The sequence below is a fragment of the Streptomyces sp. NBC_01723 genome (assembly GCF_036246005.1).
GTDB lineage: Bacteria > Actinomycetota > Actinomycetes > Streptomycetales > Streptomycetaceae > Streptomyces.
In genome coordinates, this window is the sequence record NZ_CP109171.1 from 227892 (window position 1) to 253348 (window position 25457).

Here is a 25457-nt window from a genome sequence, read left to right on the forward strand (position 1 = left end):
CCGTGTCCACTCTCACGAGACGCCTGCGTCGCGGAGCGGCGCTCCTCGCCACGGCCGTGGCGTGCGCCCTCGCCGCACCGGCCCCGGCGACACAGGCCGATCCACTGCGAAGAGCGGCGGCCTTCGACGTCCTGGTGTTCACCAAGACGGCCGGCTTCCGGCACGACGCCATCCCGGCCGGCATCGACGCCCTGCGCGAGCTGGGCAGCCAGGGCGGCTTCACCGTCACCGCCACCGAGGACGCGGCCGCCTTCACGCCCTCCGGCCTGTCGGGTTACGAGGCGGTGGTGTTCCTCAACACCACCGGAGACGTCCTCAACGACTCCCAGCAGGCCGCCTTCGAGACGTACGTCGACTCCGGCGGCGGATTCGTCGGGGTGCACGCCGCCGCCGACACCGAGTACGACTGGCCGTACTACGGTCGGCTCGTCGGCGCCCACTTCGACAGCCACCCCGCGATCCAGCAGGCAACGCTGGCGACCGAGGACCGCACCCACCCCGCGACCGCCCACTTGGGTGCGACCTGGACACGCACCGACGAGTGGTACAACTACCGCGCCAATCCCCGTCCCGGCGTCCACGTGCTCCAGACCCTGGACGAGACGACCTACAGCGGCGGCAGCATGGGCGCCGACCATCCCATCACCTGGTGTCACAGCCAGGGCGACGGCCGCTCCTTCTACACGGGGCTCGGTCACACCGCGCAGTCCTACGGCGATCCGGCCTTCCGCTCCTTGCTGCTGGGCGCCGTCCGCTACGCGGCCGGGCAGGCTCCGGCCGACTGCTCCTCGCCCGGCGGCGCCGACCGGATCGAGGCGGAGTCGTACACGGCAGGCTCCGGTGTACAGGCGGCCGCGCACGCCGGTGCCAGCGGCGGGCGGACACTGGGCTACATCGACAACGGCGACTGGGTGGGCTACGCCACCGTCTCCACCGAGGGGGCCCGCTCCTTCTCGGCGAGGGTGTCGTCGGCGGGCGCGGGCGGCACCATCGAGGTCAGGTCCGGCTCGGCCACCGGCACCCCGCTCGGCTCGGTACGGGTACCGGTGACCGGCGGCTGGGAGACCTTCACAGACGTCTCGACCACTCTCGGCGCCACCGCGTCCGGTCCGCTGTTCCTGCGGTTCACCGGCGGCAGCGGCGCGCTGTTCGACATCGACACCCTGAGCGTCACCACCGAACCCACCGCCGAAGCACTCAACCCGAACGTGCACCTCTTCTACTACCCCTGGTACGGCAGCCCGGCGACGAACGGCAGCTGGCGGCACTGGCAGCAGGGCGGCCAGACCCCGCCGGGCGCCATCGGAGCCGACTTCTACCCGGCTCTCGGTCCCTACGACTCCGGCGACTTCACCGGCGCCGTGACCCAGCACATGGAATGGATCGCCCGATCCGGCGCCGGCGTGCTCGTCTACAGCTGGTGGGGCCAGGGCAGCTACGAAGACCGGCTCGCCCGGGGCGTCCTCGACGCCGCCCAGAAGAAGGGCATCAAGGTGGCCTGGCACCTGGAGCCGTACGCGGGACGAACCGCCGCGTCGACCGTGGCCGACGTCCAGTACATCAACAACGCCTACGGCAGCCACCCGGCCTTCTACCGCTCCCCCGAGCACGGCGGCAAGAACGCCTTCTACGTCTTCCAGAGCCTCGACATCAACGACTGGTCCCCGCTCGACCAGGTCACCGGCACCAGCAGTGTGCTCGCCCAGACCACCGACACCACCAAGATCGCGCACTTCTCCGGGATGTACACCTACGACGGGATCGCGGGCGCCACGGCTCCGGGCTGGAAGCAGGCCGGCGACTACGCCCGGGCCCACGACCTGATCTGGGCACCCTCCGTCGCACCCGGCTACCTCGACGACCGTGCCGTGCCCGGCAACACGACGCCCACCGTGGAGCGGAACAACGGCGCGGCATATGACCGGCAGTGGAACAACGCCCTCGATCCCGCCGTCGGCGGCTCCCCGACCTGGGTGTCGGTCACGTCCTTCAACGAGTGGCACGAAGGCAGCCAGATCGAACCGGCAGCCGCCGTTCCGCCGGAAAACCCTGCGTATCGGACCTACGAGGGAGCCTACGGACTCACGGGCGCGGCAGCCCAGACGGCGTATCTGGACCGCACCGCCTACTGGGCCGACCGCTTCGCCGGAGCAGGCTGAGCGCCCGCATCGCGTCGCGTTCGACACGTGAGAGTTCGTGGAGGACGGAGCCGGCCTCCGTGAGGTTCTTCGCGTCGCCGGATTCGCCTGCTGCCGCGACGAGTGCGGCCACCTGCGTCCAGAGGGTGGCCGCCTCGGCGTACAGGCGATGGCCGGTGCGCAGGTGGTCGTCGTCGATGTGCTGGGCGCACTCGGCGAGGAAGTCCCGGTAGAGGTTGCGGAACAGGGCGCCGCCGGTGCCGGCTCTCTCCATGAGGACGGCGGCCCTTGGCAGGTCGTCCTGTGGATTGCCGGTACGTTCCAGCCACTTCGGCACTTGTGTGGCGGCCTTCGCGATGCCCCGGTGGCCCAGGTTCGCGATGGGCGGGTTCAGGAAGGCGTCGGCGCAGCTCTTGATCGCGGGAACGATCCGGTCCTGCGGTGGCGTCAGGCCGCCGGGCACTGTGAGGGTGAAGGAGCGGTGCCGTGCGGTCATCGGACCGCGCGCGGCCCTGGCACCGGCCAGGGCCGCGAGGCTCGTGGAGACGGATCCGCCCTGCTGGGAGGTGTCCACCAGGTAGGCGTCGTGGTCGTCGTAGCCGTACATGGCCACGATGTGTCCGCCGAAGTGCACCCTGGTGCTGAAGTAGTCCAGGTGGTAGCTGTCGAGTTGCAGACCGACCGGCCGACCGGCGTCGACGTGTGCCGCGACGTTCTGCCATGCCTTGCGCGGGGAGGTGGTCTCCTCGACCCGCAGCTCGAGTCCGAGTGTGCCGGCCAGGTTTCTGGTGAGTTCGAACGGCTTGACCCGGCCGCCCAGGAAGGGGAAGTCCATGTTCTTGCTCGCCCAGTAGACGAAGGACAAGCCGGAGCCGAGCCCGAAGAGCATGGGCTCGGACAGGTCGAGTCCCTCGTGCCGCAGGAGGACACCCAGCGCCGCCGTCTCGCAGTGCTCCGTGCGCCGGACGTCGACGTCTTTCACCATGGCCATGCGGCTCATTCTCCCCCGCGATACGAAAGCGGTCGGCCCATCGGCTCTTGCGCCCGGCACGCATGTGCCCCCATCCACAGGGCAACCGACAGCTACGTCTCACGTTAGGAAGTCCGATCATGATGATCGTCGGAATCGTCGCCGTATGCGTCGTTCTCGCCGTGCTCGCGTTCCTCGTACCGCGCCTGTCCCATCGCCCGCAGCGCGGCACCCAGCGAACGCTGGGCGCCGGCTCCCGGGCCGGCGGCAAGGCACCGGGCATCCTGGGCCGCGCATTCAGCAAGCCCTTCCGCAGCAGCTCCAAGGCCGTCGGCCGCAGCGGTTCGGCCGGTCGCCGGGCCCGTGGCCACATGCCGTTCTGACCCCGCGGGGTCGGAGGCGGCAATGTCACGGCCGTCGCGTTCCACGAGGCGTGCGGTCGGCCGGTGTCGGAGCAGTGTCAGCGGCGGTGGACGCTCACCGCGTAGCCGCCGCCTTCATACGGGTCCGCGTCCCAGGTGGCGAAGCGGTCGGTGAGGGTGAGGCCGGCTCCGGTGCAGTGGGCGTCGTACTGCGCAAGGGTGAGGCTGGGCGCCACGGGCAGATGGTCCCGGTCGAGGCCGAAGCCCGCGACGAGCAGACCGCCCGGGCGCAGCGCGCGGGCCAGCGCGGCCGCGACGTCCGCCTCGGTGCCCGGAGCGAGGAGCGGAAAAACGTTGCCCGCGGCGACGACGAGGTCGAAGCCAGGGGTGACGCCGGCGGCGACCGGGTCGAAGTCCGACAGGTCGGCTTCCAGCCAGGTCAGCCGTGGCGCGCTTCTCCGGGCCACGGCCAGCATGGAGGCGTCACGGTCGACGCCGACGCCGTCGTATCCGAGCCGGGCGAGCTGGATCAGGACTCGACCGGTACCGCAGCCGGCGTCCAGCACGCGCGCCCCGGGGGGCACCAGCGTGGCGCACAGTCGCGCCTCACCGTGTACGTCCTGTCCGTGTTCCGCCAGCTCCGCGAAACGAGCGGCGTACTGCTCACCGGACGTGCCACCGGTCAGCTGTTCCCATCGGTTCATGGCGGCGAGTCTAGGGTCCACGATCGCTTGGCTCGTACGTCAGTGCCGTATGTGCGGCCAGTCGGCGAGTTCCTCGGCGCCCGCGGGCTGTGCGACGGCCTGATCCACCGTGTCGTGGAAGGAGTAGACGGGACGCAGCCCGCCGAGGGTGAAGACACGGAGCAGCCGCTCGTCGTCGCAGGCGATCCGCAGGGAGCCATGGCGCGCCTGGATGCGCTTGGTGACCGCGACGATCATGCCGAGGCCCGCCGAGTCCAGGAACGGAGTACCGCACAGGTCCAGGACGAAGTGCAGGTGGCCCTCGTCCAGGAGGCGGACCACCGCCGCTCGCACCACGGGCGCGAACGCGATGTCGATCTCACCACTGGCACCGACGACGGTCCAGCCGTTCGTCACGTGGTGGGCGACCGATCCGTACTCGTACGGTCCTGCCAGGCTCTGGTCAGTCACTTATCCATCCCTCACATTGCCGTCCTATTTGCCCCGTCTCATCCAGGAAACGGCAGGCGACCGCCCCCTCACAAGGGCCTGGATTTCAGATGGTGAGCGAGAGTCCTCGGGACACCCGTTCCGCGGTGCCGAGCAGCCGCGCCACGGCGTCGCCGAGCGATGCGGCACGGCTGACGTTCACGGAGATCCCGAGCGCGCCGATGGTGTCGCCCTGGCGTACGGGCACCGCCACGCACGCCGTGCCCAGCGCGTACTCCTCGACGTCGGTCACGGCGGGGACCTGAGCCGCGGCGTCCAGGCGTCGTAGCAGGTCGCGGCGGTAGGTGATGGTACGAGGGGTGAGGTCGTTCAGCGTGTGACGGGAGAGGTAGTCGGCGCGAGCCTCCGGATCCAGTTCGCGCAGCACGCACTTGCCGAGCGCCGTGGCGTGTCCCGCGTCCTCGAAGCCGACCCACAGATCGACACGGGGGGCTTTCGGGCCGTCCACGATCTCCGCGACCCGGATCTCGCCCTCTTCGTAGAAGGTCAGGTAGGCCGCGGCCGACAGGCCGTCGCGCAACTCGGTGAGCGTCGGACGGACCCTGCTGAGTGCCGCCTGCTCGCGGCTTCCGCCGTGCAGCGCGCCCAGCCTCTCGCCGAGGACGAACGTGCCGTCGTCGAGTTTGCGCACGTAGCCGTCGTGCACCATGGTGCGCAGGAGGTGGTAGGTGGTGGCCAGGGCCAGCCCCGTCTCACGTGCCAGCTGCTTGGCCGGGACGCCGCCCTCGTGCGCGCCGACCGCTTCCATCAGCCGGAAGGCTCGCTGCACCGACGAGATGAGTGTGGGACCGTCCTTACCACTCATCTCTCCACCCTGCTCGCGCGCACGGCCACCCGCAAGTCCGGACCTCCTCGACCAGGCCTCGGCCGAACGGTCACCTGGGCTCCGGGTCCAGCCAGGGCCGCCGCCCCGGGCCGGTCGGGTGCGTGCCCGTGACCCCCATGACGACCGAGTAGAGGCTGGTCTCCGCGGTGATGAAGAGGCGGTTGCGCTTGAGTCCGCCCCAGGAGATGTTGGCCACCGCCTCAGGGACGCCGAGCCGCCCGATCAGCGTGCCGTCGGGGTCGTAGCAGTGCACCCCGTCGGCCATCGCGGCCACCCAGAGCCGGCCGTCGGCGTCGAACCGGAGGTTGTCGAAGCGCGCGTTCGCGCGACGGGCGGCCTCGGCGAAGATCTTGCCGTCGGAGAGGGTGCCGTCGTCCCGTACGTCGAAGACCCGGATGCAGCCGGCCCGGGTGTCGGAGACGAAGAGCTGACGCTCGTCCGGCGAGAAGACGAGCCCGTTCGGTGCCGCGAAGCAGTCGGCGGCCAGATCCACCTCACCGCTGTCCGGGTCGATCCGGTAGACGTTGTTGGCCGCGATCTCGCTCTCGGCTCGGTAGCCCTCGTAGTCGCTGGTGATGCCGAAGTCCGGATCGGAGAACCAGATGGAGCCGTCCGACTTCACCGCCGCGTCGTTCGGGCTGTTCAGCCGCTTGCCCTGCCAGCGGTCGGCCAGCACCGTCACCGTGCCGTCGTGCTCGGTCCGCGTCACCCGGCGGTTGCCCTGCTCGCAGGTGATCAGCCGGCCCTGCCGGTCGAGCGTGTTGCCGTTGGTGTGCCCGGCGGCACGGCGGAAGACACTGACGGCGCCGGTCTCCTCGTCCCAGCGCAGCATCCGGTCATTGGGGATGTCGCTCCAGATCACCTGCCGCCAGGCAGGCAGGTAGATGGGCCCCTCGGCCCAACGGCAGCCGGTGTACAGCATCTCCAGGCCGTCGTCGCCGTTCATGCACCGCCCGGTACGGAACCGGTCGTCGAGCATCTCGTACAGCGCGGGGCTCTCGTCGGTCATGGGGTCCCCTCCCACAGGCAGGCCGAACAATCTTCGGCATGGCACGCATTTTCTAAGATGACGTATGGCGTCTGCGTCTGTAGGGCGAACGGAGAATTGTGGATCACATTGATCGTGTCCTCCTGACGCGACTCCAGCAGGACGCCACGCAGTCCTACGCCGTGCTCGGCCAGGCCGTGGGCCTGTCCGCCGGGGCGGCTCACGAGCGTGTGCGCAAGCTGCGGGAGCGGGGGGTCATCCGACGGACCACGGCCGAAGTGGACCCGGCGGTGGTCGGGTGCGGTGTCCTCGCCTACGTGATGGTCGACTCGACGGCGTGGATGGGCGACTCCGCGCAGGACTTCGCCGCGCTGCCCGAGATCCTGGAGGCGCACATCATCGCCGGTAGCGCCTCGGTGCTGGTGAAGGTCAGGACCGCGACCACCGAGCAGCTGCAGGACGTGCTGCGCCGGATCTACGCCATTGACGGCGTCAACGGGACCAGTGCGACGGTTGTGCTGGAGACGCTCTTCGAGCGGCAGGTCTCCCCGCGGGCGGGCGACCGGGCGTGAGTCAGCGCTGGGACCTCGAGGGAGTTACGAGGTCGTGGCGGGCGGACGGAAACAGGCGATGACGGTCTTGCCGTCGGGACAGGGCCGGGCCTCCCAGTCGTCCGCCAGTGCCTCGACGAGGAACATCCCGCGTCCGCCCAGACGGTCAGGGCTCGCCGCCCGGGCCAGGGGGAGCTCGCCGGAAGAGTCGTGCACGGCGATGTGCAGACAGTGCTCGTCCCACGTCATCATCAACTGTGCGCTGCTGCGGGCGTGCACCTGCGCGTTGGTGACCAGTTCCGAGACGGTCAGCAGCACCGCGTCCACCGTCTCGGGAGCCGTGGCGGTCCACCGCATCTTCCGCAGGTGGCCGCGGACCCAGTCCCGTGCCGTTCTCACATCGCTGGTGAGCGGCAACGACTTCGCCCAGCCCACCGCCCGTAGGGATGATTCGCTCACCTTCGGCACCTCCTGATCCGGTTCCCGTCCTCTGTCTCGACTACCCCGGCACGGCGGATCGAGGCACAGCGGGTCGAGGCCGGCCGACGGTGTCGTGTCCGGGCTGTCCACCTTGGACCACGGCGGCCGGCTCGCGAACCCCGCGTGGTCATCCGTCGAGGAACTTCAGGAGTTCGGCGGTGAGGAAGCGGGGATTCTCCTCGACGAGCCAGTGTCCCGCTCGCGGAACGTCCACCGCCCGCTCGATGTTGGTCATGCGCGGGGCCACCGTGCCCCGGATCGCGTCGAGTTGTCCTTCCGCGGTCATGAGCAGGGTCGGGACGCGTACCGGTGCCGCGGCCACGGTGTCGCGGACGTCCTGATCAAGAGCGCGGTAGAGCTCGAAGCCGCCCGAGAGGGCCTTGGGCCGACTGTAGGTACGTGCGTACTCGTCGATCTGGGCGCGGGTGAACGGGGAGTCGTCCGACGTACCGCCGAACGCCGTGCCGCCGTACGAGACCTGGGGGTAGAACAGCGCCAGGTACTCCCTGACGTCGTCACCCACGAGCGTCTCGGGGACCCGCCGCTGGGCGTGAAAGGCGATGTGCCAGCTCAGCGAGCGGTAGGTGGGCGCGTCCATCGCGGGCCCGGGCAGCGGCAGGTCCAGGTAGCCCAGGCGCGCGGTGTCGTTCGGGAATTGGCTCGCGTACTGGAATGCCACCGCGGCACCGAGGTCGTGCCCGACGACACGGGCGTCGTCCAGCCCGAGCCGGTCGGCGACCAGTTTGTGCACGTACCGCGCGAGCGTGGCTTTGTCGTAGCCGGACGGGGAGCCGGTGCTGTCGCCCAGTCCGGGCAGGTCGACGGCGTAGACGGTGTGGTGCTTGGCGAGTTCCGGCATGACCGGCCACCAGCCGTACCAGGTCTGCGGCCAACCGTGGATCAGCACGACCGGCGTTCCGCTGCCGCCCTTCACGTAGTGCATACGGACACCGTCGACGTCGGCGAACCCGTGCCGGAAGCTCTTCTCGAACTGGGGATCGTCCTGGGTGACGGCGGCGTACGCGGGGGCGTCGTCCTCCGCTGCCGGTGTGGAGCAGGCCGCGGTGGCGATGGTGAACAGGAGGGTGAGGAGAACGCTTGCCACCGTTCGCGCGGAACGGCGGAAGGTGTGCGGCGGCATCGGCCGTGGTGCTGGGGTCATGGGTGGGAGTGTTGCCAGCCGCCCCATGACCTGGCACTCCATCTTGCGGTTACGGCAAGAAACAGCCCGGCCCGTCCGACGTCGGCCACCACACCGTGGCCGAAGCACTCGACGACCGACCGGGCGGCACAATGGCGCGATGGATCACCAGTTCGTTGGCATACCGGAGTTGACCGACGTTCCGCGTGTCGCGGTCGTCATCGACGTCATGCGGGCCTTCACCGTGGCCGCCTGGGCCTTCTCGCGCGGCGTGGAGCGGATCGTCCTGGCCTCCACGGAGCGTGAGGCGCTCGAGTTGAAGGAGACCCGGCCGGGCTGGCTCGCCTTGAAGGACGGTGCTCCGGCGGCGGGGTTCGACGCGGTGAACTCGCCGGGCCTGCTCAGGTCCGCCGATCTCGCCGGTCGCACGCTGGTGCAGAAGACGACGGCGGGAACCGTGGGCGCGCTGGCCGTCGCGGACGCACCGCTGGTCCTGTGCGCGAGCTTCGTGGTGGCCGGCCCCACCGCGCGGTTCCTGCGGGGCCAGGAGGCCGGTCCGGTCACGTTCGTCGTCACCGGGGAGGACGGCAGGGCCGACGAGGACCTGGCCTGTGCCGAGTACATCGGCCGTTGCGTGGACGGTGGCGGTGTCGACGCCGCTCCGTACGTCCACCGTGCGAGCAACTCACGCGCCGCGGCCGAACTCGCCGGAGGGCTGCGGAGCGGATACCACCCCGATGACGTCGGTCTCTGCCTGGAGGTCGACAGGTTCCCCTTCGCCATGGTGGCTCGCCAGGAGGGGCCACTGACGGTGCTCCGGCCCGTTGCCGTGCCCGACTCAGGCCCTCACGGGCGGTCCTGAGCCGCTGCCGACGGCCCTTGGCCGGAAGGGCGCGTCCGGCCGGATCGGGCGAGTCACACCCCTGGACGGTCGTCACGGGGGTGTGCTCTGATCCTCAGTGCGCTCCCGTCTTCCAACGATGTACAACTCCGCGACCTCGTACGCCGGTCGGCACGGAGCCCTGCCCCCCGTGCGGCCCTTCAGGGGACCGGCGGCACTGAAGGATCCGAGTCCACAGTCAGGAGACCCATGTCCGTCAGCAGACGCACCCTCCTCGGCACCGGCGCCCTGGCGCTCGGCACGGCGGCGCTGGGCGGCCCGCTCGTCACCTCCGCGGCCGCCGCCACGGCGAGGGCGTCCGGCTCGCTCGCGCCGGACGCCTTCCGCAAGCTGCCCGCCGGCAGCGTCACCGCGCGGGGCTGGCTCGCCGGTCAGCTCAGACTTCAACTCGACGGCCTCTGCGGCCGGTTCGAGAGTCTGTCGCACTTCCTCGACTTCTCCGCGACCGGCTGGGTGCACCCCGAGCGCGGCGCCTGGGAGGAAGTGCCGTACTGGCTGCGTGGATACGTGCCCATGGCGGTCGCCACCGGGGACCGGGGCGCGCTCGCGCGCTCGCGCACCTGGATCGAGGCGATCCTGGCCACCCAGCAGAGCGACGGCTTCTTCGGGCCGCGCGCGCTGCGTACGTCACTGAACGGCGGTCCGGACTTCTGGCCGTTCCTGCCGCTTCTCCAGGCCCTGCGCACGCACGAGGAGTACACGGGGGACGAGCGCGTCGTCCCCTTCATGACCCGGTTCCTGCGCTTCATGAACGCCCAGGGCCCCGGCGCCTTCAACACCAGCTGGGTCTCCTACCGCTGGGGCGACGGCCTCGACGTCGCCCTGTGGCTGCACCGCCGCACCGGCGAGGCGTTCCTGCTCGGCCTGGCCACCAAGATGCACACCCTGGGTGCCGACTGGACGGGCCCCACACCCTCCCGGCACAACGTCAACATCGCCCAGGGCTTCCGTGAGCCCGCGCAGTACGCGCAGGTGACCGGCGACCCGGAGCTGATCCGGGCCACCTACCGGGCGTACGACCGGGTCATGGACGTCTACGGGCGGTTCCCCGGCGGCGGCATGGCGGGCGACGAGAACTACCGGCCGGGGTTCACCGACCCGCGGCAGGGCTTCGAGACCTGCGGGATCGTCGAGTTCATGGCCAGTCACGAACTGCTCACCAGGATCACCGGTGACCCGGTCTGGGCCGACCGGTGCGAGGACCTGGCCTTCAACATGCTGCCCGCCTCCCTCGACCCGCAGGGCAGAGCCATCCACTACGTCACCAGCGCCAACGGCGTCGACCTGGACAACCGGCCGAAGACACAGGGGCAGTTCCAGAACGGCTTCGCCATGCAGTCCTTCCAGCCCGGCGTCGACCAGTACCGCTGCTGTCCGCACAACTACGGCATGGGCTGGCCCTACTTCACCGAGGAGCTGTGGCTGGCCACCCCGGACGGCGGACTGGCCGCGGCGATGTACGCCCCGAGCGAGGTCCGCGCGCAGGTCGCCGGGGGCACGAGGGTCACCGTCACGGAGGACACCGGCTATCCCTTCACCGAGACCGTCGCGCTGACCGTGTCCACGCCGCGCCCGGTCTCCTTCCCGCTGCGGTTGCGGGTGCCGGGCTGGTGCGACGGGCCGGAGGTCCGCGTCAACGGCCGTTCCGTCGCCGCGGCGGACGGGCCCGGGTGGGTCACCCTGCGGCGGACCTGGCGCAGCGGTGACAAGGTGTCCCTGCGTCTCCCCCAGCGGACCACGCTGCGCCACTGGCCCGACCAGCACGACGCCGTCAGCGTCCAGCACGGGCCCCTCGCCTACTCCCTCCGGATCGGCGAGCGGTACGAGCAGTACGGGGGCGACGAGACCTTCCCCGAGTGCGCGGTGCACGCCACCTCGCCGTGGAACTACGGTCTCGTCGCGTCGCCCCGCCTGGAGTTCACCCCGGCGCGCGGCCCCGTGCCCGACAATCCCTTCACCCACGAGACGGTCCCGGTCCGCATCAGCGCCGAGGCCCGTCGCGTCGAGGAGTGGGTCGCGGACGACGAGAACGTGGTGGCGCCCCTGCAGGCCGGGCCGGCACGCAGCGACTCCCCCGTCGAGACGGTCACGCTCGTCCCCATGGGCGCCGCGAGGCTGCGCATCACCTCGTTCCCCACGGCCACGCCCGACGGCAGGGCCTGGACGCCCGAACCCCCGTTCCGGCGCGTCCAGAACAAGCACAGCGGCAAGGTCCTCGCCGTGGACGGCATGTCGCTGGAGAACAGCGCGCGCGTCGTGCAGTTCGACAACTCCGGCACCGGCGACCACGCCTGGCAGCTCGTGGACCGGGGTGAGGGCTGGTACCTGATCCGCAACGGCAACAGCGGCAAGGTCCTCGGCGTCGACGGCATGTCCACCGCCGACAGCGCCCGCGTCGTCCAGTACGAGGACAACGGCACCGCCGACCACCTGTGGACCCTGGTGGACGACGGGGACGGCTGGTACCGCATCCGGAACCGGCACAGCGGCAAGGTCCTGGGCGTCGACGGCATGTCCACCGGCAACAGCGCGCAGGTCGTCCAGTTCGACGACAACGGGACCGCCGACCACCTCTGGAAGTTCCTGTGACGCGACGGAAGTGAGCCTTTGCCGCGCCTGGGTTGACGGCGGATCAGTGAAGTGGTGCGCGAGGTCTGGACAGGCGCGGAAGGGCGTGTTGTCATTCCGCTGACACAAGCTTTCCAACGTTGCAAAGATGGCTTCCGAGGAAGGGTCCGATGACGCGACCACACACACGCCCACGAGCCAGAGTGTGGGCAATCCTGACAGCGGCGGCCCTGGCGCTGCCCACGAGCGGCCTCACGGCCTCCGCCACGGCCGCGGAGGCGGCCACCGGCACGTCCGCGGTGCAGGCCGAGAAGGACGGCCCGGCCGCCGTCCAGGTGCAGGGCCTGAAGGGCGAGTACTTCAGCATGTCCGCGCCGGGAGCGAGGGACTTCGCCGAACTCGGCGGTACCGTGCTCGACCCGCAGGTCAACTTCTCCGGCCTGACCAGCACCTTCCAGGAGCTGACCGGCAAGACGGAGCACACGACCGCCCGCTGGACCGGGCAGATCGCGGCGCCGGCCACCGGCGACTACACCTTCCACGCCATCGGCGACAACGGCTTCCGGCTCTTCATCGACGGCGAGCCGGTCATCGACCACTGGCAGCCGGACTGGGACAACGAGCAGACGAGCGCCGCGGTCCACCTGAAGGCGGGTGAGAAGCACGACTTCCGCCTGGAGATGTTCCAGGACACCGGCGGCGCCAACATGTTCCTGCGCTGGTCGACGCCGACGACGGACAAGCAGCTCGTGCCGATGTCGGCGTTCACCCCGCCGGACGACTTCGAGGTCTACCCGCTGGAGCTGAACGTCGGCGAGGACGGCCGGCAGGTGCGGGCCCGCTTCGAGGGCAGGGTCGGCGACGTCAAGGGGCTGGCGGAGCACCTGAAGGTCGAGGCCGACACGACCCCGATGCCCATCAAGGCGGTGCGGGTGGCGCCCGGCGACCGCAATGCGCTCCTCATCACGCTCGCGGAGCCCGTCCAGAAGAACCAGCAGGTCAAGTTCTCCTACGACGGCGAAGGCGGCCTCACCGACGGCGGCGGGACGGTGCCCCAGGTCGTCCGGTACGCGCAGAACGAGTCCGCCCACCGGCTGACCACCCCGTGGGGTGACCGGCTCGACGAGAAGAACCCGCTGCCCGAGTACCCGCGTCCCCAGCAGGTACGGTCGAAGTGGAAGAACCTCAACGGGCCGTGGCAGTTCAGCGCCGCGGAGGCCGGGGAACAGCCGGTATTCGGCAAGAACCTCGACGAGAAGATCATCGTGCCGTTCCCGGTCGAGTCGCAGCTCTCCGGTCTCGAGCGGCACGAGGACCACATGTTCTACCGCAAGCTCGTCGAGGTGCCGAAGAGCTGGAAGGTCGGCGGGAGCGACAAGGCAGGCAACCGCCTGAAGCTCAACTTCGGTGCCGTCGACTACCAGGCACGCGTCTTCGTCAACGGCAAGAAGGTCGCCGAGCACACCGGCGGATACAACGCCTTCAGTGCCGACATCACCGACGCGCTGAAGGGCAAGGGGCCGCAGGAGGTCGTCGTCGCGGTAACCGACACCGGCGGCGCCAACCAGCCGATGGGCAAGCAGTCCCGGAACCCCGGCGGCATCTTCTACACCCAGTCCTCCGGCATCTGGCAGACGGTGTGGATGGAACCCGTCGCCCGCACGTCCGTTGACAACGTAGTCACGACTCCGGACATCGACACCGGCAGCCTCGCGGTGACCGTCGAGTCCAGTGACGCCTCCGACCAGGCACGGGTCGAGGCCGTCGCGCGTGACAAGCGCGGCAAGGTGGTCGGCAGGGTCAGCGGGCCGGCCAACGAGAAGCTGCGGCTGCCCGTCGCGAAGCAGCACCTGTGGAGCCCCGACGACCCGTACCTCTACGACCTCGACGTGAAGCTCGTCGACGGCAGGTCGACCGACCGGGTCGGCGGCTACTTCGGCATGCGGAAGATCAGCGTCGAGAAGGTCGGCGGGTTCCCGAAGCTGGTGCTGAACGGGAAGCCCGTCTTCTCGCTCGCCACCCTCGACCAGGGATTCTGGCCGGACGGTCTGTACACCGCACCGAGCGACGACGCTCTCGCCTTCGACCTCGAGGCCCACAAGAAGCTGGGTTTCAACGCCGTACGCAAGCACATCAAGGTGGAGTCGCCGCGCTGGTTCTACCACGCGGACCGGCTCGGGCTGCTGGTGTGGCAGGACTTCGTCTCCGGGAACTTCCCCGACGAGTCCGGGCAGCAGGCGTTCGTCGAGCAGGGCACGGAGATGATGCGTCAGCATCACAACTCCCCCTCCATCATCGGGTGGATCGTCTTCAACGAGGGCTGGGGCGAGTGGAACCGGGAGGCCACCGGTCGTCTCGCCGAGTCCGTGAAGTCCGCCGACCCGTCCCGGATCGTCAACGCCCACAGTGGTGTCAACTGCTGCAACTCCAAGGGTGACTCGGGCAAGGGCGACATCATCGACCACCACGACTACAACAACGAGGATCCGCCCTTCCCCGACGAGACCAGGGCCGCCATGGACGGCGAGCACGGTGGCTTCACGCTGCGCACTCCGGGGCACATGTGGCCGGGCGCGCCGACCGTGATCTACAGCGGTGTGGCCGACAAGGAGGCGCTGACCCGCAAGTACGTGGAGAACACGGAGGAGTTCTACCTGGCCCAGGCCGGTGCGGAGCTGTCCGGCTCGGTGTACACGCAGATCACCGACCTGGAGAACGAGCTCAACGGTCTGTACACCTACGACCGCCGGGAGATCAAGGTCGATGCGGACCGGGTCCGCGAGGTCAACCGCAAGGTCATCGCGGCCGGCGCGGCCGCGGGCGACCGGGAGCCGCTGACGGGCGGCGGCAGCTGGTCCCTCGACGAGGGCTCCGGCACCACCGCCGCGGACGGCGGGCCGGGCGGCCGGGACCTGACGCTCGGCGCGGGCACGGCCTGGACCCCGGGCGTCAGCGGCAGCGCCCTGAAGTTCGACGGTCAGGGCCAGTCCGCGCAGACGGACGGGCCGGTGCTCGACACCACCGGCAGCTACTCGGTGTCCGCCTGGGTACGGCTCGACGCGCTCCCCGGCAACTACGCCACCGCGGTCAGCCAGGACACGCGGCGCCAGGCCAGCCCGTTCTACCTCCAGTACGGTCAGGGCGCCTTCGCCTTCAGCACGCCCGGCGAGCAGCGGGCCCGGGTGGAGACCACTCCGGAGACGGGCCGCTGGTACCACCTCGTCGGCGTACGTGACGGCGCGGACAACCGGCTCAGCCTGTACGTCGACGGTGAGCCGGCCGCCACGTCGGCCGCCGGACCGGCCTACCCGAGCACCGGCCCGCTGACCGTGGGCCGCGCCCAGTGGGACGGCAACCCGACGGACTTCTGGAACGGGGCGGTCGACCAGGTCCACGCCTACGACAAGGCCCTCACCGCCGAGGAGGTGAGGGCTCTGTACACCGAGGAGAAGCCGTAGGTTCCAGGCTCTCCGAGGTCCCGGCGGGAAGCGGGTTCACCCCGCTTCCCGCCGGATGTCTCAGCGGGCCGGGCCGACCGCCACGTTGTCGAAAAGGGCCCCGGTGTCGAAGACCCGGACGCCGTTGGCACCGCTGCGGTACGTGCCGTCGGTGACGGAGATCCTCGGGGTCGTCATGTCGTCCACGTACACCTTGATGGAAGGGCCGACAGCCGTGACCCTCACCCGGTGGGTGGACCCGGGGTCGAGGGACGTGTGCGCGGTCGCCAGCGGTGTCCAGGAGTCGGCGACCCGGCCGAGCACGACCCCGCCGTCCCGGCGGATTCCCGCGTAGTACCCGGTGTAGCCGTCCACGCCGACCGACGGCCGGGTCACCCGGAAGGTCAGGCCCGCGTCACCGCGGCCCGAGCCGAGGCGTACGTCGGCGTCGTAGGTGAAGTCGGCGAAGTCGGTGTCGAGGAGCGCCTTGCCGCCCAGTGAGTGTCCGGCCCGGTAGCGCCCGCCGTCGGCCGACCAGGAACCGCCGTAGGTCCGCCAGCCGAGGGCATTGTCGTCGGCGAAGTTGTCCTGCACGCCCATCTCAATGCGCCGGATGGTGCCATCGGCGTTGAAGTGAAGTCGATCGTAGGCGAGTTGGCGGTGGTTTCCGTCGGTCTCGCTGAGCGGGCGGCGGTGGTAGACGATGTACCAGATGTCGGTGCCCGGCACGTTGATCACGGAGTTGTGCCCGGATCCCTTGGCGACCGCGGGGTCCTGGGCGAGCACTCTGTCGATCTTCTCGAAGGGGCCGGTCGGTGAGTCGGAGATCGCGTAGGAGACCGAGTAGTCGGGTCCGGTCCAGCCGCCCTCGGACCACATCAGGTAGTACTTGCCGCCCCGTTTGAACATCTGGGGCCCCTCGACGTAGTCGGCCGGGGTGATCTCCTGGTACGTCGACCCGTCGGCGAAGGTGCCGAGGCTGGTCATGTCCCGGTTGAGCTTGACGACGTTGGCGTGACCCCAGCCGCCGTAGTACATGTACGCCTGCCCGTCGTCGTCGATGAAGACGTCCTGGTCGATGGGCTGTGCGCCGTTGTGGAAGCGGGAGACGAGCGGGCCGCCGATGGCGTCCTTGTACGGTCCCTCGGGACGGTCCGCGACGGCCACTCCGATGCCGCCGGTCTGGGAGTCGTTCTGGATGTCGTTGGCGGCGAAGTACAGGTAGTACTTGCCGTCGCGCTCGATCGGCGCCGGCGCCCACAGCGCGTACTTCGCCCAGGAGACGTCGGCCGTCTTCAGGACCTCGCTGTGCTTGGTCCAGTGGACCAGGTCCGTCGAGGAGAACGCGTCGAGGTAGGTCTGCTCGGCGTAGCTCTTGGAGGTCGTGGGGAAGACCCAGTACCGCCCGTCGTAGCGGGCGGTGTCGGGGTCGGCGTACCAGCCGTCGACGAAGGGGTTGCCGGCCTCGGAGGTCGAGTACTCGGGTGCGGCGACGGCGGCGGAGGGCGAGAGCATCGCGATCAGTCCGCCGGCGAGCAACGATGCGCAGGACTTGGCGACGAGCCCGGTCGCTTTGACGGGGGTCATGGCTGGGCGTCTCCTGTCGGTCGGTGGGGGGGGGTACACCGGCCGGCGGGTGGACGTGGCACCGGCCGTGGGAACCGGACGCGGCAGCCGGGCGAGTCAGGCACGGCTGCCGCGTCCGGAGCTCTGTCACATCAGCCGGCGTCTGCGCCCCAGCCAGGTCTGGGCGATGACGACCAGGGCCAGGAAGGCGCCGCTGACGACGAGTTGGTAGGAGGAGTCGAGAGAGCCGATCTGGTTGATGACGTTCTGGATGACCTTGAGCAGCAGGACGCCGACGAGCGAGCCGCTGACGTAGCCGAGGCCGCCGGTGAGCAGGGTGCCGCCGATGACGACCGCGGAGATGGCGTCCAGTTCCATGCCGTTGCCGAGGATGGTCACGCCGGAGGCGAGCCAGGCGGCGTTCAGGGCGCCGGCCTGTCCGGCCAGCAGCCCGGACAGGGTGTAGACGAGGATCTTGGTGCGGGCGACCGGCGCGCCCATCAGGGCCGCCGCGTCCTCGTTGCCGCCGACCGCGTACACGTGCTGGCCGAAACGGGTGCGGCGCAGCACCACGGCGCCCGCGCCGAACAGGGCGAGCGTGATCCACACCGGGTTGCCGAGGCCCAGCGTGCTGCCCTGGCCGAGTTCGGCGAGGAAGGAGCCCTTGGCGATGAGGTAGGTGTTCGCGCCTTCGTCGGTGATGGCCAGCATGAGGCCACGGGCGCCCAGCATGGCGGCCAGGGTGACGATGAAGGGGGCGAGGCGGGAGCGCGCCACGAGCAGTCCGTTGACGACGCCGATCAGTCCGCAGACCGCGAGCGGCAGCAGGAGGGCCACCAGGGTGCCGTGGCGTGATCCCCAGGCGGCGAGGACTCCCCCGAGGGCGAACAGGGAGCCGACGGAGAGGTCGATGCCGCCGGTGATGATGACGAAGGTCATGCCGAGGGCGACGATGGCCAGGAACGCCGAACTGGTCGCCATGTTGCTGATGTTGTCGCCGGTGGCGAAGGAGTCGAAGGAGAACGACGCCACCAGGGAGACGATCACCAGGACGGCCAGGGCGCCGTGCTGCTGGACCAGGGCGCTCAGCCGCTCGGAGCGCGCGGAGCCGGCCGGCTCGGTGGCGTCGGTCGGTTCGTTGCTCGCGGTGACCATGGGCGCGTCCGTCTTCGTCGCGCTCATCGCTTCCCCCGTCCTCGTGCCGCGTAGACGGCGCACACGATCACTATGGCCTGGGCGATCTGGGTCCATGAGGGCGGCAGATCGTGCTTGATCAGCGTGGCGGTGAGCAGCTGGATCAGGACGGCGCCCGCCACGGTGCCGGCGATGTTGACCCGGCCGCCGGTCAGGGGTGTGCCGCCGACCACGACGGCGGTGATGGCCGAGAGTTCCATCAGGTTGCCGAGCGAGGTGGGGTCGCTGGCCTGGAGCCGGGCGGTCGCCAGCACGCCCGCCACGGCCGCGAGCAGGGCGCAGGCCACGTACACGAGGATGAGTACGCGGCGCACCGGGAGTCCGGCCAGCTCGGCGGCGGGCCGGCTGTCGCCGATGGCGAGGAGCTGGCGGCCGAAGGTGGTGCGGCGGACCACGAAGGCCACCAGCAGGGCCAGTCCGGCGGCGATCAGGATCAGGTACGGGAAGCCGAGCACGTCGCCCGAGCCCAGGGAGGCCAGTGCGGGGTTGCGCAGGTCCTCCAGCTGGGGCAGCAGCACCAGGGCGAGACCCCGGCCGCCGACCATGAGCGCCAGGGTGGCCACGATCGGCTGGACGCCGATGAAGGCGACCAGCGCTCCGTTGGCGAGCCCGACGCCGGCCGCGAACAGCGCCACCACCAGCAGGGCGGGCAGCAGCCCGTATCCGAGGTAGAGGGCGGTGGCGGAGGCGGCCAGCGCCATCACGGCGCCGACGGACAGGTCGACGCCCTCGGTGCCGATGACCAGGGCCATGCCGAGCGCGACGATGATGACCGGGGCGACCTGGACGGCCTGGGTGCGGAAGTTCTCGGCGGACAGGAAGTGCGGGGTGATCACGATGTTGACGATCAGCAGCAGCGCCACGCCGGCGTAGACGCCGTACGTCTGCAGCCACTGCATGAGGCGGGCCTTGTCCAGTGGGGCGGTGCGGAGGGTGGCTTCAGCCATGGGTGACCGCCTCCTCGGCCGGGTCCCGCGGCGGGGCCTCGCCGGCGATGGTGCGCATCAGCTGGTCCTCGGTGACCTCGTCGCCGGTCAGTTCGCCGACGACCGCACCGTCCTTCAGTACGACCACGCGGTCGGACCCTTCGATCAGTTCCTCCAGGTCGGAGGAGATGAGCAGGACGCCCAGGCCGTCCGCGGCCAGTTCGTCCACGAGTTTCTGCACCTCGGCCTTGGCGCCGACGTCGATGCCGCGGGTGGGTTCGTCGAGGAGCAGCACCTTCGGGTTCATCGCCAGCCAGCGGGCCAGGAGCACCTTCTGCTGGTTGCCACCGGACAGTTCGCCGACCTTCTGGTGGGGTGAGGATGCCTTGATGCGCAGCCGTTTCATGAAGGTGTCGACGACGGCGTCGACGCGGGACTCGGAGACCAGGCCGAAGCGGGAGAGCCGGGGCAGGACGGCGAGCGCGATGTTCTCGCGCACGGACAGACCGGGGACGATGCCCTCGCTCTTGCGGTCCTCGGGCAGCAGGCTGATGCCCGCCCGGATGGAGGCGGGTGTCGAGCCGCCGCGCAGCGGTGCCCCGGCCACCGTGACGCTTCCCGAACTCAGCGCCAGCGCACCGGAGACGGCCTTGGCGGTCTCGGTGCGTCCGGAGCCGAGGAGACCGCCGAGGCCGACGACCTCGCCGGGCCGGATCTCGAGGGAGACACCGTGGAGCTTGTGCCGGACGGACAACTTCCTTGCCGACAACACCGGTTGGTCGTCGGCGATCTGGTGGTCGCCGGAGAACTTGGTCTGCCCCTCCGCGCGCACCTCCCCCAGTTCGCGGCCGAGCATGGTCGACACCAGGTCGATGCGGTCCAGGTCGGCCAGGTCCCCGTGGTGGACGCGGCGCCCGTCGCGCAGCACGGTGACCTTGCTGCACACGGCGTACAGCTCGTCCAGGCGGTGGCTGACGTAGATGACGGCGATGCCCTGGTCGCGCAGGCGGCGGATGACCGAGAACAGGGTCTCCACCTCCCGCGGTTCGAGGGAGGACGTCGGTTCGTCCATGATGACGACCCGTGCGTCGGTGGCCACCGCGCGGGCCAGCGCCACCATCTGCTGGGCGCCGACGCCGAGGGTGCGCAGCGACTGGCGGACGTCGACGCGGACGCCGTAGGTGCGCAGGATCTCGTCGGCCTCGCGGTTCATGCGGGCGAAGTCGAGCAGGCCGAGGCGGGTGCGGGGCTCGCGGCCGAGGAAGAGGTTGCGGGCCACGCTCAGCAGCGGGATGAGGTTGACCTCTTGGTAGATGGTCGAGATGCCGGCCTTCTGCGCCTCCAGCGGGGTCTCGAAGGAGACCTCCCGGTCCTGGAAGGTGATACGGCCGGCGTCCGGTCGGTAGACGCCGGTGAGCAGCTTGATGAGGGTCGACTTTCCGGCGCCGTTCTCGCCGATCAGGGCGTGGACCTCGCCGGCGTGCACGGTCAGGTCCACGTCGTCCAGGGCGCGGACGCCGGGGAAGGTCTTGCTCAGTCCGCGGACGGCGAGGACTTCGGCGGGGGGTGCCACCTGTGCCTCCAGGAAGTGTGGTGCGGGCAGGACGACGGGGCCCGGGTGTCCCGGGCCCCGTGGAGGGTCAGTAGGCCTTGCCGATGTCCTGCTTGGCGTTGTCCGCGTTGTACGCGCCGTCCTCGATGACGATGTCCTGCGGCACCGCCTCGCCCTTGGTGAAGGTGTCGAGGGTCTGGAACGCCAGCGGTCCGAAGCGCGGGTTGGACTCGATCACCCCGCTGATCCAGCCGTCGACGATGCCCTGAACGGCATTGCGCGTGCCGTCCACGGTGATGATGTCGACGTCACCCGCCTTCTTGCCGGCTCCCTTGAGCGCGGCCACCGCGCCCAGGCCCATCTCGTCGTTCTCCGCGTAGATGCCCTTGATGCCGGGGTTCGACTGGATGAGCTGCTCCGTGACCTGCTGGCCCTTCTCGCGGGCGAAGTCACCGGTCTGCTCGAAGACCACCTTCAGGCCGGGGGCCTTCTCGGCCACGCGGTCCTTGAAGCCCTTGGTGCGCTCGGTGGTGACGTTGTTGCCGGCCGCGCCGAGGAGGATGGCGACCTCGCCCTTGCCGCCCGTCGCCTCGATCATCTGGTCGGCGGCGCGACGTCCCTGCTCGACGAAGTCCGAGGCGATGAAGGAGACGTAGTCCTTGCAGGCCTCGGCGTTGATCTTGCGGTCGATCGTGATGATCGGGACCTTCTTCGCGGCGGCGGCCTGCAGCACCGGGTCCCAGCCGTCGGAGTTGAGCGGCGCGATGACCAGCAGGTCGGCGCCCTTGGCGAGCAGGTCCTGCACGTCGGTGATCTGCTTGGAGAACTGCGACTGGGCGTTGGCGGTGAGCAGCTTGACGCCCCGCTTCTTCGCCTCGTCCTTGATGGACTGGGTCTCGGCGATGCGGAACGGGTTCGCCTCCTTCTCGGACTGGGAGAAGCCCACGGTCGCGCCCTTCAGGTCCATCTTCTCGGCGCCGTACGCGTCGATGGCGCAGGTCTTGCTGCCCGGCTTCGGCGTGACGGCCTTCTGCTCGGCGCCGGCCGCGGACGACCCGGACTGCTTGCTGTCCGACGCGTCGTCCTCCGACTTGGCGCAGGCGGTCGCGGTGAGGGCCACGGCGGCGGCCAGGGCCACGACCACCGGGCGGCCGAGGAGGTGTGGACGGTGAGTGGTGCGCTGCATGGTGACCCCGATCCGGGTGGCGCTGAAAGGGAATTGGGGAGCCGGACTATGTGCGACGACTACTGCTTCTCCCCCTGCGGAGGACCTTGTCCGGCCCGCCGCACAGAGGTTTTACATCGTTGCAAGGATGCTGTAAACCCCCCGTGCGCGACCTGCGATCAGAGCGTGCGGGTCGAACTCGCTTTCCAGGTGGTCCCGTTCACCGAACCCCGGCGAACACGCGGCGGCCTCTTGACTTGTTGCCGCCGTTCCGCTGAAACTGGGTCGTCGCCGCGTCTGACAACGATGTCAGTCGACCAATGCCTATGACATACGGCCCACCCCCCGGGTACAGGTCGGTGCGTGTGTTCAGACGCCTTCGGCGCCACGGCCCAGCGTGCTCTCCCGCTCCACGAGCCGGTGGTCGGCCCGGAAGCGGCGCGGTTCGGCCGGCTGGCCGCCCAGCCGGGCCAGTACCGACTCCACCGCGAGCCGGCCGATGGCCTCCTTGTCCGGCGACACCGAGGTGAGCGTCACCGCACCGAACCGGCCCTCGACCACGTCGTCGAATCCGACGACCGCGATGTCCTCGGGCACCCGCAGCCCTCGCGCGTGCAGGACGCGCATCGCCCCGATGGCCACGAGGTCGTTGTAGGCGAAGACCGCGTCGGGCCGCCGGCCGGCCTCCAGGATCCGGGCCATGGCGGCCGCGCCGTCCGCGTGTCCCCAGCCGTCGGTGGCGGCGACGAGTCCGTCGTCGGCCGGGAGCCCGGCGGCGGCCAGTTCCTCGCGCCAGCCGCGCACACGGAGCTGGGCGGGTTCACTGCGTCCGCGCCGGTCGCCGATGAACGCCACCTCCCGGCGGCCGAGGCCGATCAGGTGGCGCACCGCGGTCCGGGCCGCCGCGACGTTGTCGATGGCGATGTGGTCGTAGGGCAGGTCGTAGTCCCGCTCGCCGAGGAGCACCAGCGGCACGTTCTCCGTGCGGTCGCGCAGGTCCTCCGTCTCCAGTTCGATGGGGCTGAGGATGAGCCCGTCGATCACCCGGGCCCGGAACCCCTGGCTGACCAGGATCTCCTGCTCCCGCAGCCCCCCGGTGTGGTCGAGGAGCACGGTGTAGTCGTGCGCGGCGGCGGCGTCGATGACGGCGGCGGCCAGCTCGGCGAAGTAGGGGTTCCCCAGCTCGGGCAGGGCGAGCGCGATGATGCCGGTGCGTCCCTTGCGCAGGTGGCGTGCCGTCAGGTTCGGCCGGTAACCCAGCTCGTCGATGGAGCGTTGGACGCGCTCCCGCATTCCGGCGGTGACGTAGGGATAGTCGTTCACCACGTTGGAGACGGTCTTGACGGAGACCCCCGCGTGCGCGGCGACGTCCTTGAGGCTGACCCGCACGTCGAATCCCTCCGAAGCGTCCCCACTCGGTGTTCGGCGCGGGGCCGGTGTGTCCCCACGGTGAGCCGGACTCCAAGCCCCTGGGCACGAGTTTACAACGTTATACAGCTCGTCTCCCGGCGCTGACAAGCATGGTGACCGACGGCACCGGACTATCCGGGATGGTCGCACACACCGCCGGGAGGCGGGCCGCACGGGCGGGCTACTCGAAGAACTTGAGGCTCCAGCCGGTGTCGTTGTTCGGGCCGGGGACGTTGGCGCGGCTGTAGGTGGTGTTCCCCCACCAGGCGAAGGTGCCGGTGTACCAGTACCGGTTCTCCCAGGAGTACGGCGTGCCCTTCGGCACCGCGTGGAACATCAGGGGGAATCGCGGCCCGGCGGGCGGGCTCGTGGCGATGTCGCCGTCGAGCAGTACGAAGGTGTGGTGGCCGGGGCCGTTGACGTGCAGGGTCGGGTCCCAGCCGGACATCATGGTGGCGCGGTTCGAGCCGAAGAGGCAGCCGTTGGACTTGTACCAGTCCCACACGTACGTCGGGTCGCCGCCGGACCGCAGCCGCAGGTCGGCGAGGCAGTACTGGTCGCTCCAGCTGCCGTTGGCGGAGTACGCGATGTGCAGTTGGCCGTTGGGGTCCTTGATGGGCTCGGGCCCCTCGTTGATGTACGGGTTGCCGACCACCCGCTCCCAGCTCTCCCGCGGCTGCGAGATGACGTGGCGCGCGCCGGTGGGCGTGGTGGGGCTGCTCATCCGCGCGATGTACAGGTTCTGCTCGACGTTGGTGTCGCCGGCCCAGCCGGACCACACGAACCATCGCTGCCCTTTGAACGTGAACAGGGTGCCGTCGATGGCCCACTTGTCGTCCGGCAGCGCCAGCTTCGTCTCGGCGGTGTATCCGCTGTCCGCAGAGGCGGAGCTGATGACGTACATCCGGTGGGCGGCGCCGCGGCCGGCCGAGAAGTAGATGTAGTAGCGGCCGCCGTCCCGCACGATCTCGGGGGCCCACACCTCCCCGCGGTTCCGGGTGTCCGACCAGACCTGGCGGGCGGGCGCCGAGGCCAGTGCGGCCGTCGACGGGGCCTGGCGCACGACGATGCCGCCGCCCGCCGACTGCACGGAGACGTAGGTGCTGCCGACGCGCAGGACGCTGGGGTCGGCGGCACGCAGCCCGGTCTGGTCGGCGGTGGCGGGCTCGGCGGACGCCAGGGACAGCGCGGCCGCGAGGATGCCGGAGAGGCCGAAGGCGACGGCGGCGTGGAGCAGGCGAATAGGTTTCATGGTCCCGTTCCCTGATCGGTCTCCTGTTCGACGCCGGCCCGGCCGTGGCGTGGCGGGTCGGGCCTGGCATCCGGTCAGCAACGGGCCGGCGGAGTCTGTGGGGTCGGCCCGGGACCGTCGAGCGGGTTGTCGGTGCGGTCGGCACGTACGTCGAGGGGGTGCGCCGAGCGGCTCGCATGGGGCATTTACATCGATGGAAGCAGACTGTCACAGGATCGCGACGGGCACTGGGCATGTCAACAAGTCCGACACGAAGCCGTGTCTGCTCAGTCCCCCGGGGACCGGGATGGCGAGGGATGGCCGGACTCGGAGCGGTCGCGTCGGCCCTGGCAGGCGGCCGGGAACCGTCCATCGCCGCTGGGAGATCCTCTCCGGGACATCCTCTCCGGGACATCCTTGAGGCAGGAGCACGCGGCGACGTGGCCTGGCCTTCCGGCCGAGTGCGCCCGAGCACTGGTGGTATGTGCCCCTGGAGGCCCTGTGGGCAGCACGGATCCACGCTGGTCCGCACGGGCCTCCGCGCTGAGCGCTCCGCGTGCGTGCCGTCGTCGTCCGGCCCACCCTGAGACCATGAGCGAGCAGCCGATCGTCGTCTACCCCGCCGGAGCGGACAGCGGCAGACGCGTCCGCATCAACGGTCACTTCGTCGGCATCGCCTACACCACCACCGACATCGCGGCCTTCATCCAGGAGGCCGGGTTACAGGATTTCGACGACATGGACGTCGTCCGGTCCAAGGGCATCGAATGGCGGGGCGAGGGGCCCGACGACTGGGACGCATGACTGCCCCGTCGGGCTCCCCACCCGCCTACCATCCGCCGTGTCTCAGCGCATCTT

General features: G+C 70.1%; 21 protein-coding genes. 7 read left to right on the plus strand and 14 right to left on the minus strand.

Annotated features, from left to right (window positions below; genetic code table 11):
- Positions 1-2: 2 nt before the first annotated feature.
- Positions 3-2159 (plus strand): ThuA domain-containing protein, encoded by a 2157-nt coding sequence (locus OIE75_RS01060; RefSeq protein ID WP_329469031.1) that lies wholly within the window; start codon positions 3-5, stop codon positions 2157-2159.
- Here the strand turns inward: OIE75_RS01060 and OIE75_RS01065 are convergent.
- Positions 2083-3129 (minus strand): BtrH N-terminal domain-containing protein, encoded by a 1047-nt coding sequence (locus OIE75_RS01065; protein ID WP_307008836.1) that lies wholly within the window; start codon positions 3127-3129, stop codon positions 2083-2085. The genes OIE75_RS01060 and OIE75_RS01065 overlap by 77 nt on opposite strands.
- A gap of 119 nt (positions 3130-3248) precedes the next feature.
- On the opposite strand from OIE75_RS01065, the gene OIE75_RS01070 reads away from it, so the two are divergent.
- The gene (locus OIE75_RS01070; RefSeq protein ID WP_125489951.1) at positions 3249-3491 is read left to right on the plus strand and encodes a DUF6411 family protein; all 243 of its coding nucleotides are present in this window, start codon (positions 3249-3251) and stop codon (positions 3489-3491) included.
- A gap of 77 nt (positions 3492-3568) precedes the next feature.
- Here OIE75_RS01070 and OIE75_RS01075 read toward each other — a convergent pair whose 3' ends face one another.
- The 4 genes from OIE75_RS01075 to OIE75_RS01090 form a co-directional block, all read right to left on the minus strand.
- Positions 3569-4174: a class I SAM-dependent methyltransferase gene (locus OIE75_RS01075; protein ID WP_329469033.1), complete on the minus strand. Its 606-nt coding sequence runs from the start codon at positions 4172-4174 to the stop codon at positions 3569-3571.
- A gap of 39 nt (positions 4175-4213) precedes the next feature.
- Positions 4214-4624, minus strand: a complete 411-nt coding sequence (locus OIE75_RS01080) for an STAS domain-containing protein (protein ID WP_122618010.1) — start codon at positions 4622-4624, stop codon at positions 4214-4216.
- Positions 4625-4709: 85 nt separating this feature from the next.
- Complete coding sequence (locus OIE75_RS01085) at positions 4710-5468, minus strand: IclR family transcriptional regulator (protein WP_307008838.1); 759 nt, start codon at positions 5466-5468, stop codon at positions 4710-4712.
- A gap of 70 nt (positions 5469-5538) precedes the next feature.
- A complete protein-coding gene (locus OIE75_RS01090; protein WP_307008839.1) occupies positions 5539-6498 on the minus strand; it encodes an SMP-30/gluconolactonase/LRE family protein in 960 nt (319 codons plus the stop codon).
- Between the two features lie 98 nt (positions 6499-6596).
- Between OIE75_RS01090 and OIE75_RS01095 the strand changes: the two genes are divergently transcribed.
- On the plus strand, positions 6597-7049 hold the full coding sequence (locus tag OIE75_RS01095; protein ID WP_329469036.1) for an Lrp/AsnC family transcriptional regulator: 453 nt from the start codon (positions 6597-6599) through the stop codon (positions 7047-7049).
- Positions 7050-7073: 24 nt separating this feature from the next.
- Here the strand turns inward: OIE75_RS01095 and OIE75_RS01100 are convergent, their stop codons facing one another.
- Together OIE75_RS01100 and OIE75_RS01105 are read right to left on the minus strand one after the other, a co-directional pair.
- Positions 7074-7487, minus strand: a complete 414-nt coding sequence (locus tag OIE75_RS01100; protein ID WP_307008841.1) for an ATP-binding protein — start codon at positions 7485-7487, stop codon at positions 7074-7076.
- Between the two features lie 148 nt (positions 7488-7635).
- Positions 7636-8670, minus strand: a complete 1035-nt coding sequence (locus OIE75_RS01105) for an alpha/beta fold hydrolase (RefSeq protein WP_329469038.1) — start codon at positions 8668-8670, stop codon at positions 7636-7638.
- 139 nt (positions 8671-8809) lie between these two features.
- Here OIE75_RS01105 and OIE75_RS01110 point away from each other — a divergent pair, with 139 nt between their 5' ends.
- The 3 genes from OIE75_RS01110 to OIE75_RS01120 all read left to right on the plus strand — a co-directional run bounded on the left by OIE75_RS01110 (position 8810) and on the right by OIE75_RS01120 (position 15576).
- Positions 8810-9511 (plus strand): 2-phosphosulfolactate phosphatase, encoded by a 702-nt coding sequence (locus tag OIE75_RS01110; RefSeq protein ID WP_329469039.1) that lies wholly within the window; start codon positions 8810-8812, stop codon positions 9509-9511.
- Positions 9512-9739: 228 nt separating this feature from the next.
- A complete protein-coding gene (locus tag OIE75_RS01115; RefSeq protein WP_329469041.1) occupies positions 9740-12139 on the plus strand; it encodes an RICIN domain-containing protein in 2400 nt (799 codons plus the stop codon).
- A gap of 149 nt (positions 12140-12288) precedes the next feature.
- On the plus strand, positions 12289-15576 hold the full coding sequence (locus OIE75_RS01120; protein ID WP_329469042.1) for a LamG-like jellyroll fold domain-containing protein: 3288 nt from the start codon (positions 12289-12291) through the stop codon (positions 15574-15576).
- A 60-nt stretch (positions 15577-15636) separates the two neighbouring features.
- Here the strand turns inward: OIE75_RS01120 and OIE75_RS01125 are convergent, their stop codons facing one another.
- The 7 genes from OIE75_RS01125 to OIE75_RS01155 form a co-directional block, all read right to left on the minus strand.
- A complete protein-coding gene (locus OIE75_RS01125) occupies positions 15637-17142 on the minus strand; it encodes a glycoside hydrolase family 43 protein (protein ID WP_329469044.1) in 1506 nt (501 codons plus the stop codon).
- Positions 17143-17268: 126 nt separating this feature from the next.
- On the minus strand, positions 17269-18303 hold the full coding sequence (locus OIE75_RS01130) for an ABC transporter permease (protein ID WP_329469045.1): 1035 nt from the start codon (positions 18301-18303) through the stop codon (positions 17269-17271).
- Complete coding sequence (locus OIE75_RS01135; protein WP_122618000.1) at positions 18300-19262, minus strand: ABC transporter permease; 963 nt, start codon at positions 19260-19262, stop codon at positions 18300-18302. The genes OIE75_RS01130 and OIE75_RS01135 overlap by 4 nt, the downstream gene beginning before the upstream one ends.
- Positions 19255-20814: a sugar ABC transporter ATP-binding protein gene (locus tag OIE75_RS01140; protein ID WP_329469048.1), complete on the minus strand. Its 1560-nt coding sequence runs from the start codon at positions 20812-20814 to the stop codon at positions 19255-19257. Before OIE75_RS01140 ends, OIE75_RS01135 begins: the two co-directional genes overlap by 8 nt.
- 67 nt (positions 20815-20881) lie before the next feature.
- On the minus strand, positions 20882-21979 hold the full coding sequence (locus OIE75_RS01145; RefSeq protein WP_307008853.1) for an ABC transporter substrate-binding protein: 1098 nt from the start codon (positions 21977-21979) through the stop codon (positions 20882-20884).
- A gap of 348 nt (positions 21980-22327) precedes the next feature.
- On the minus strand, positions 22328-23347 hold the full coding sequence (locus tag OIE75_RS01150; RefSeq protein WP_307008854.1) for a LacI family DNA-binding transcriptional regulator: 1020 nt from the start codon (positions 23345-23347) through the stop codon (positions 22328-22330).
- Positions 23348-23549: 202 nt separating this feature from the next.
- Positions 23550-24620 (minus strand): glycoside hydrolase family 43 protein, encoded by a 1071-nt coding sequence (locus OIE75_RS01155; RefSeq protein ID WP_329469050.1) that lies wholly within the window; start codon positions 24618-24620, stop codon positions 23550-23552.
- Positions 24621-25190: 570 nt separating this feature from the next.
- Between OIE75_RS01155 and OIE75_RS01160 the strand changes: the two genes are divergently transcribed.
- Complete coding sequence (locus tag OIE75_RS01160) at positions 25191-25403, plus strand: hypothetical protein (RefSeq protein WP_329469051.1); 213 nt, start codon at positions 25191-25193, stop codon at positions 25401-25403.
- Positions 25404-25457: the final 54 nt, after the last annotated feature.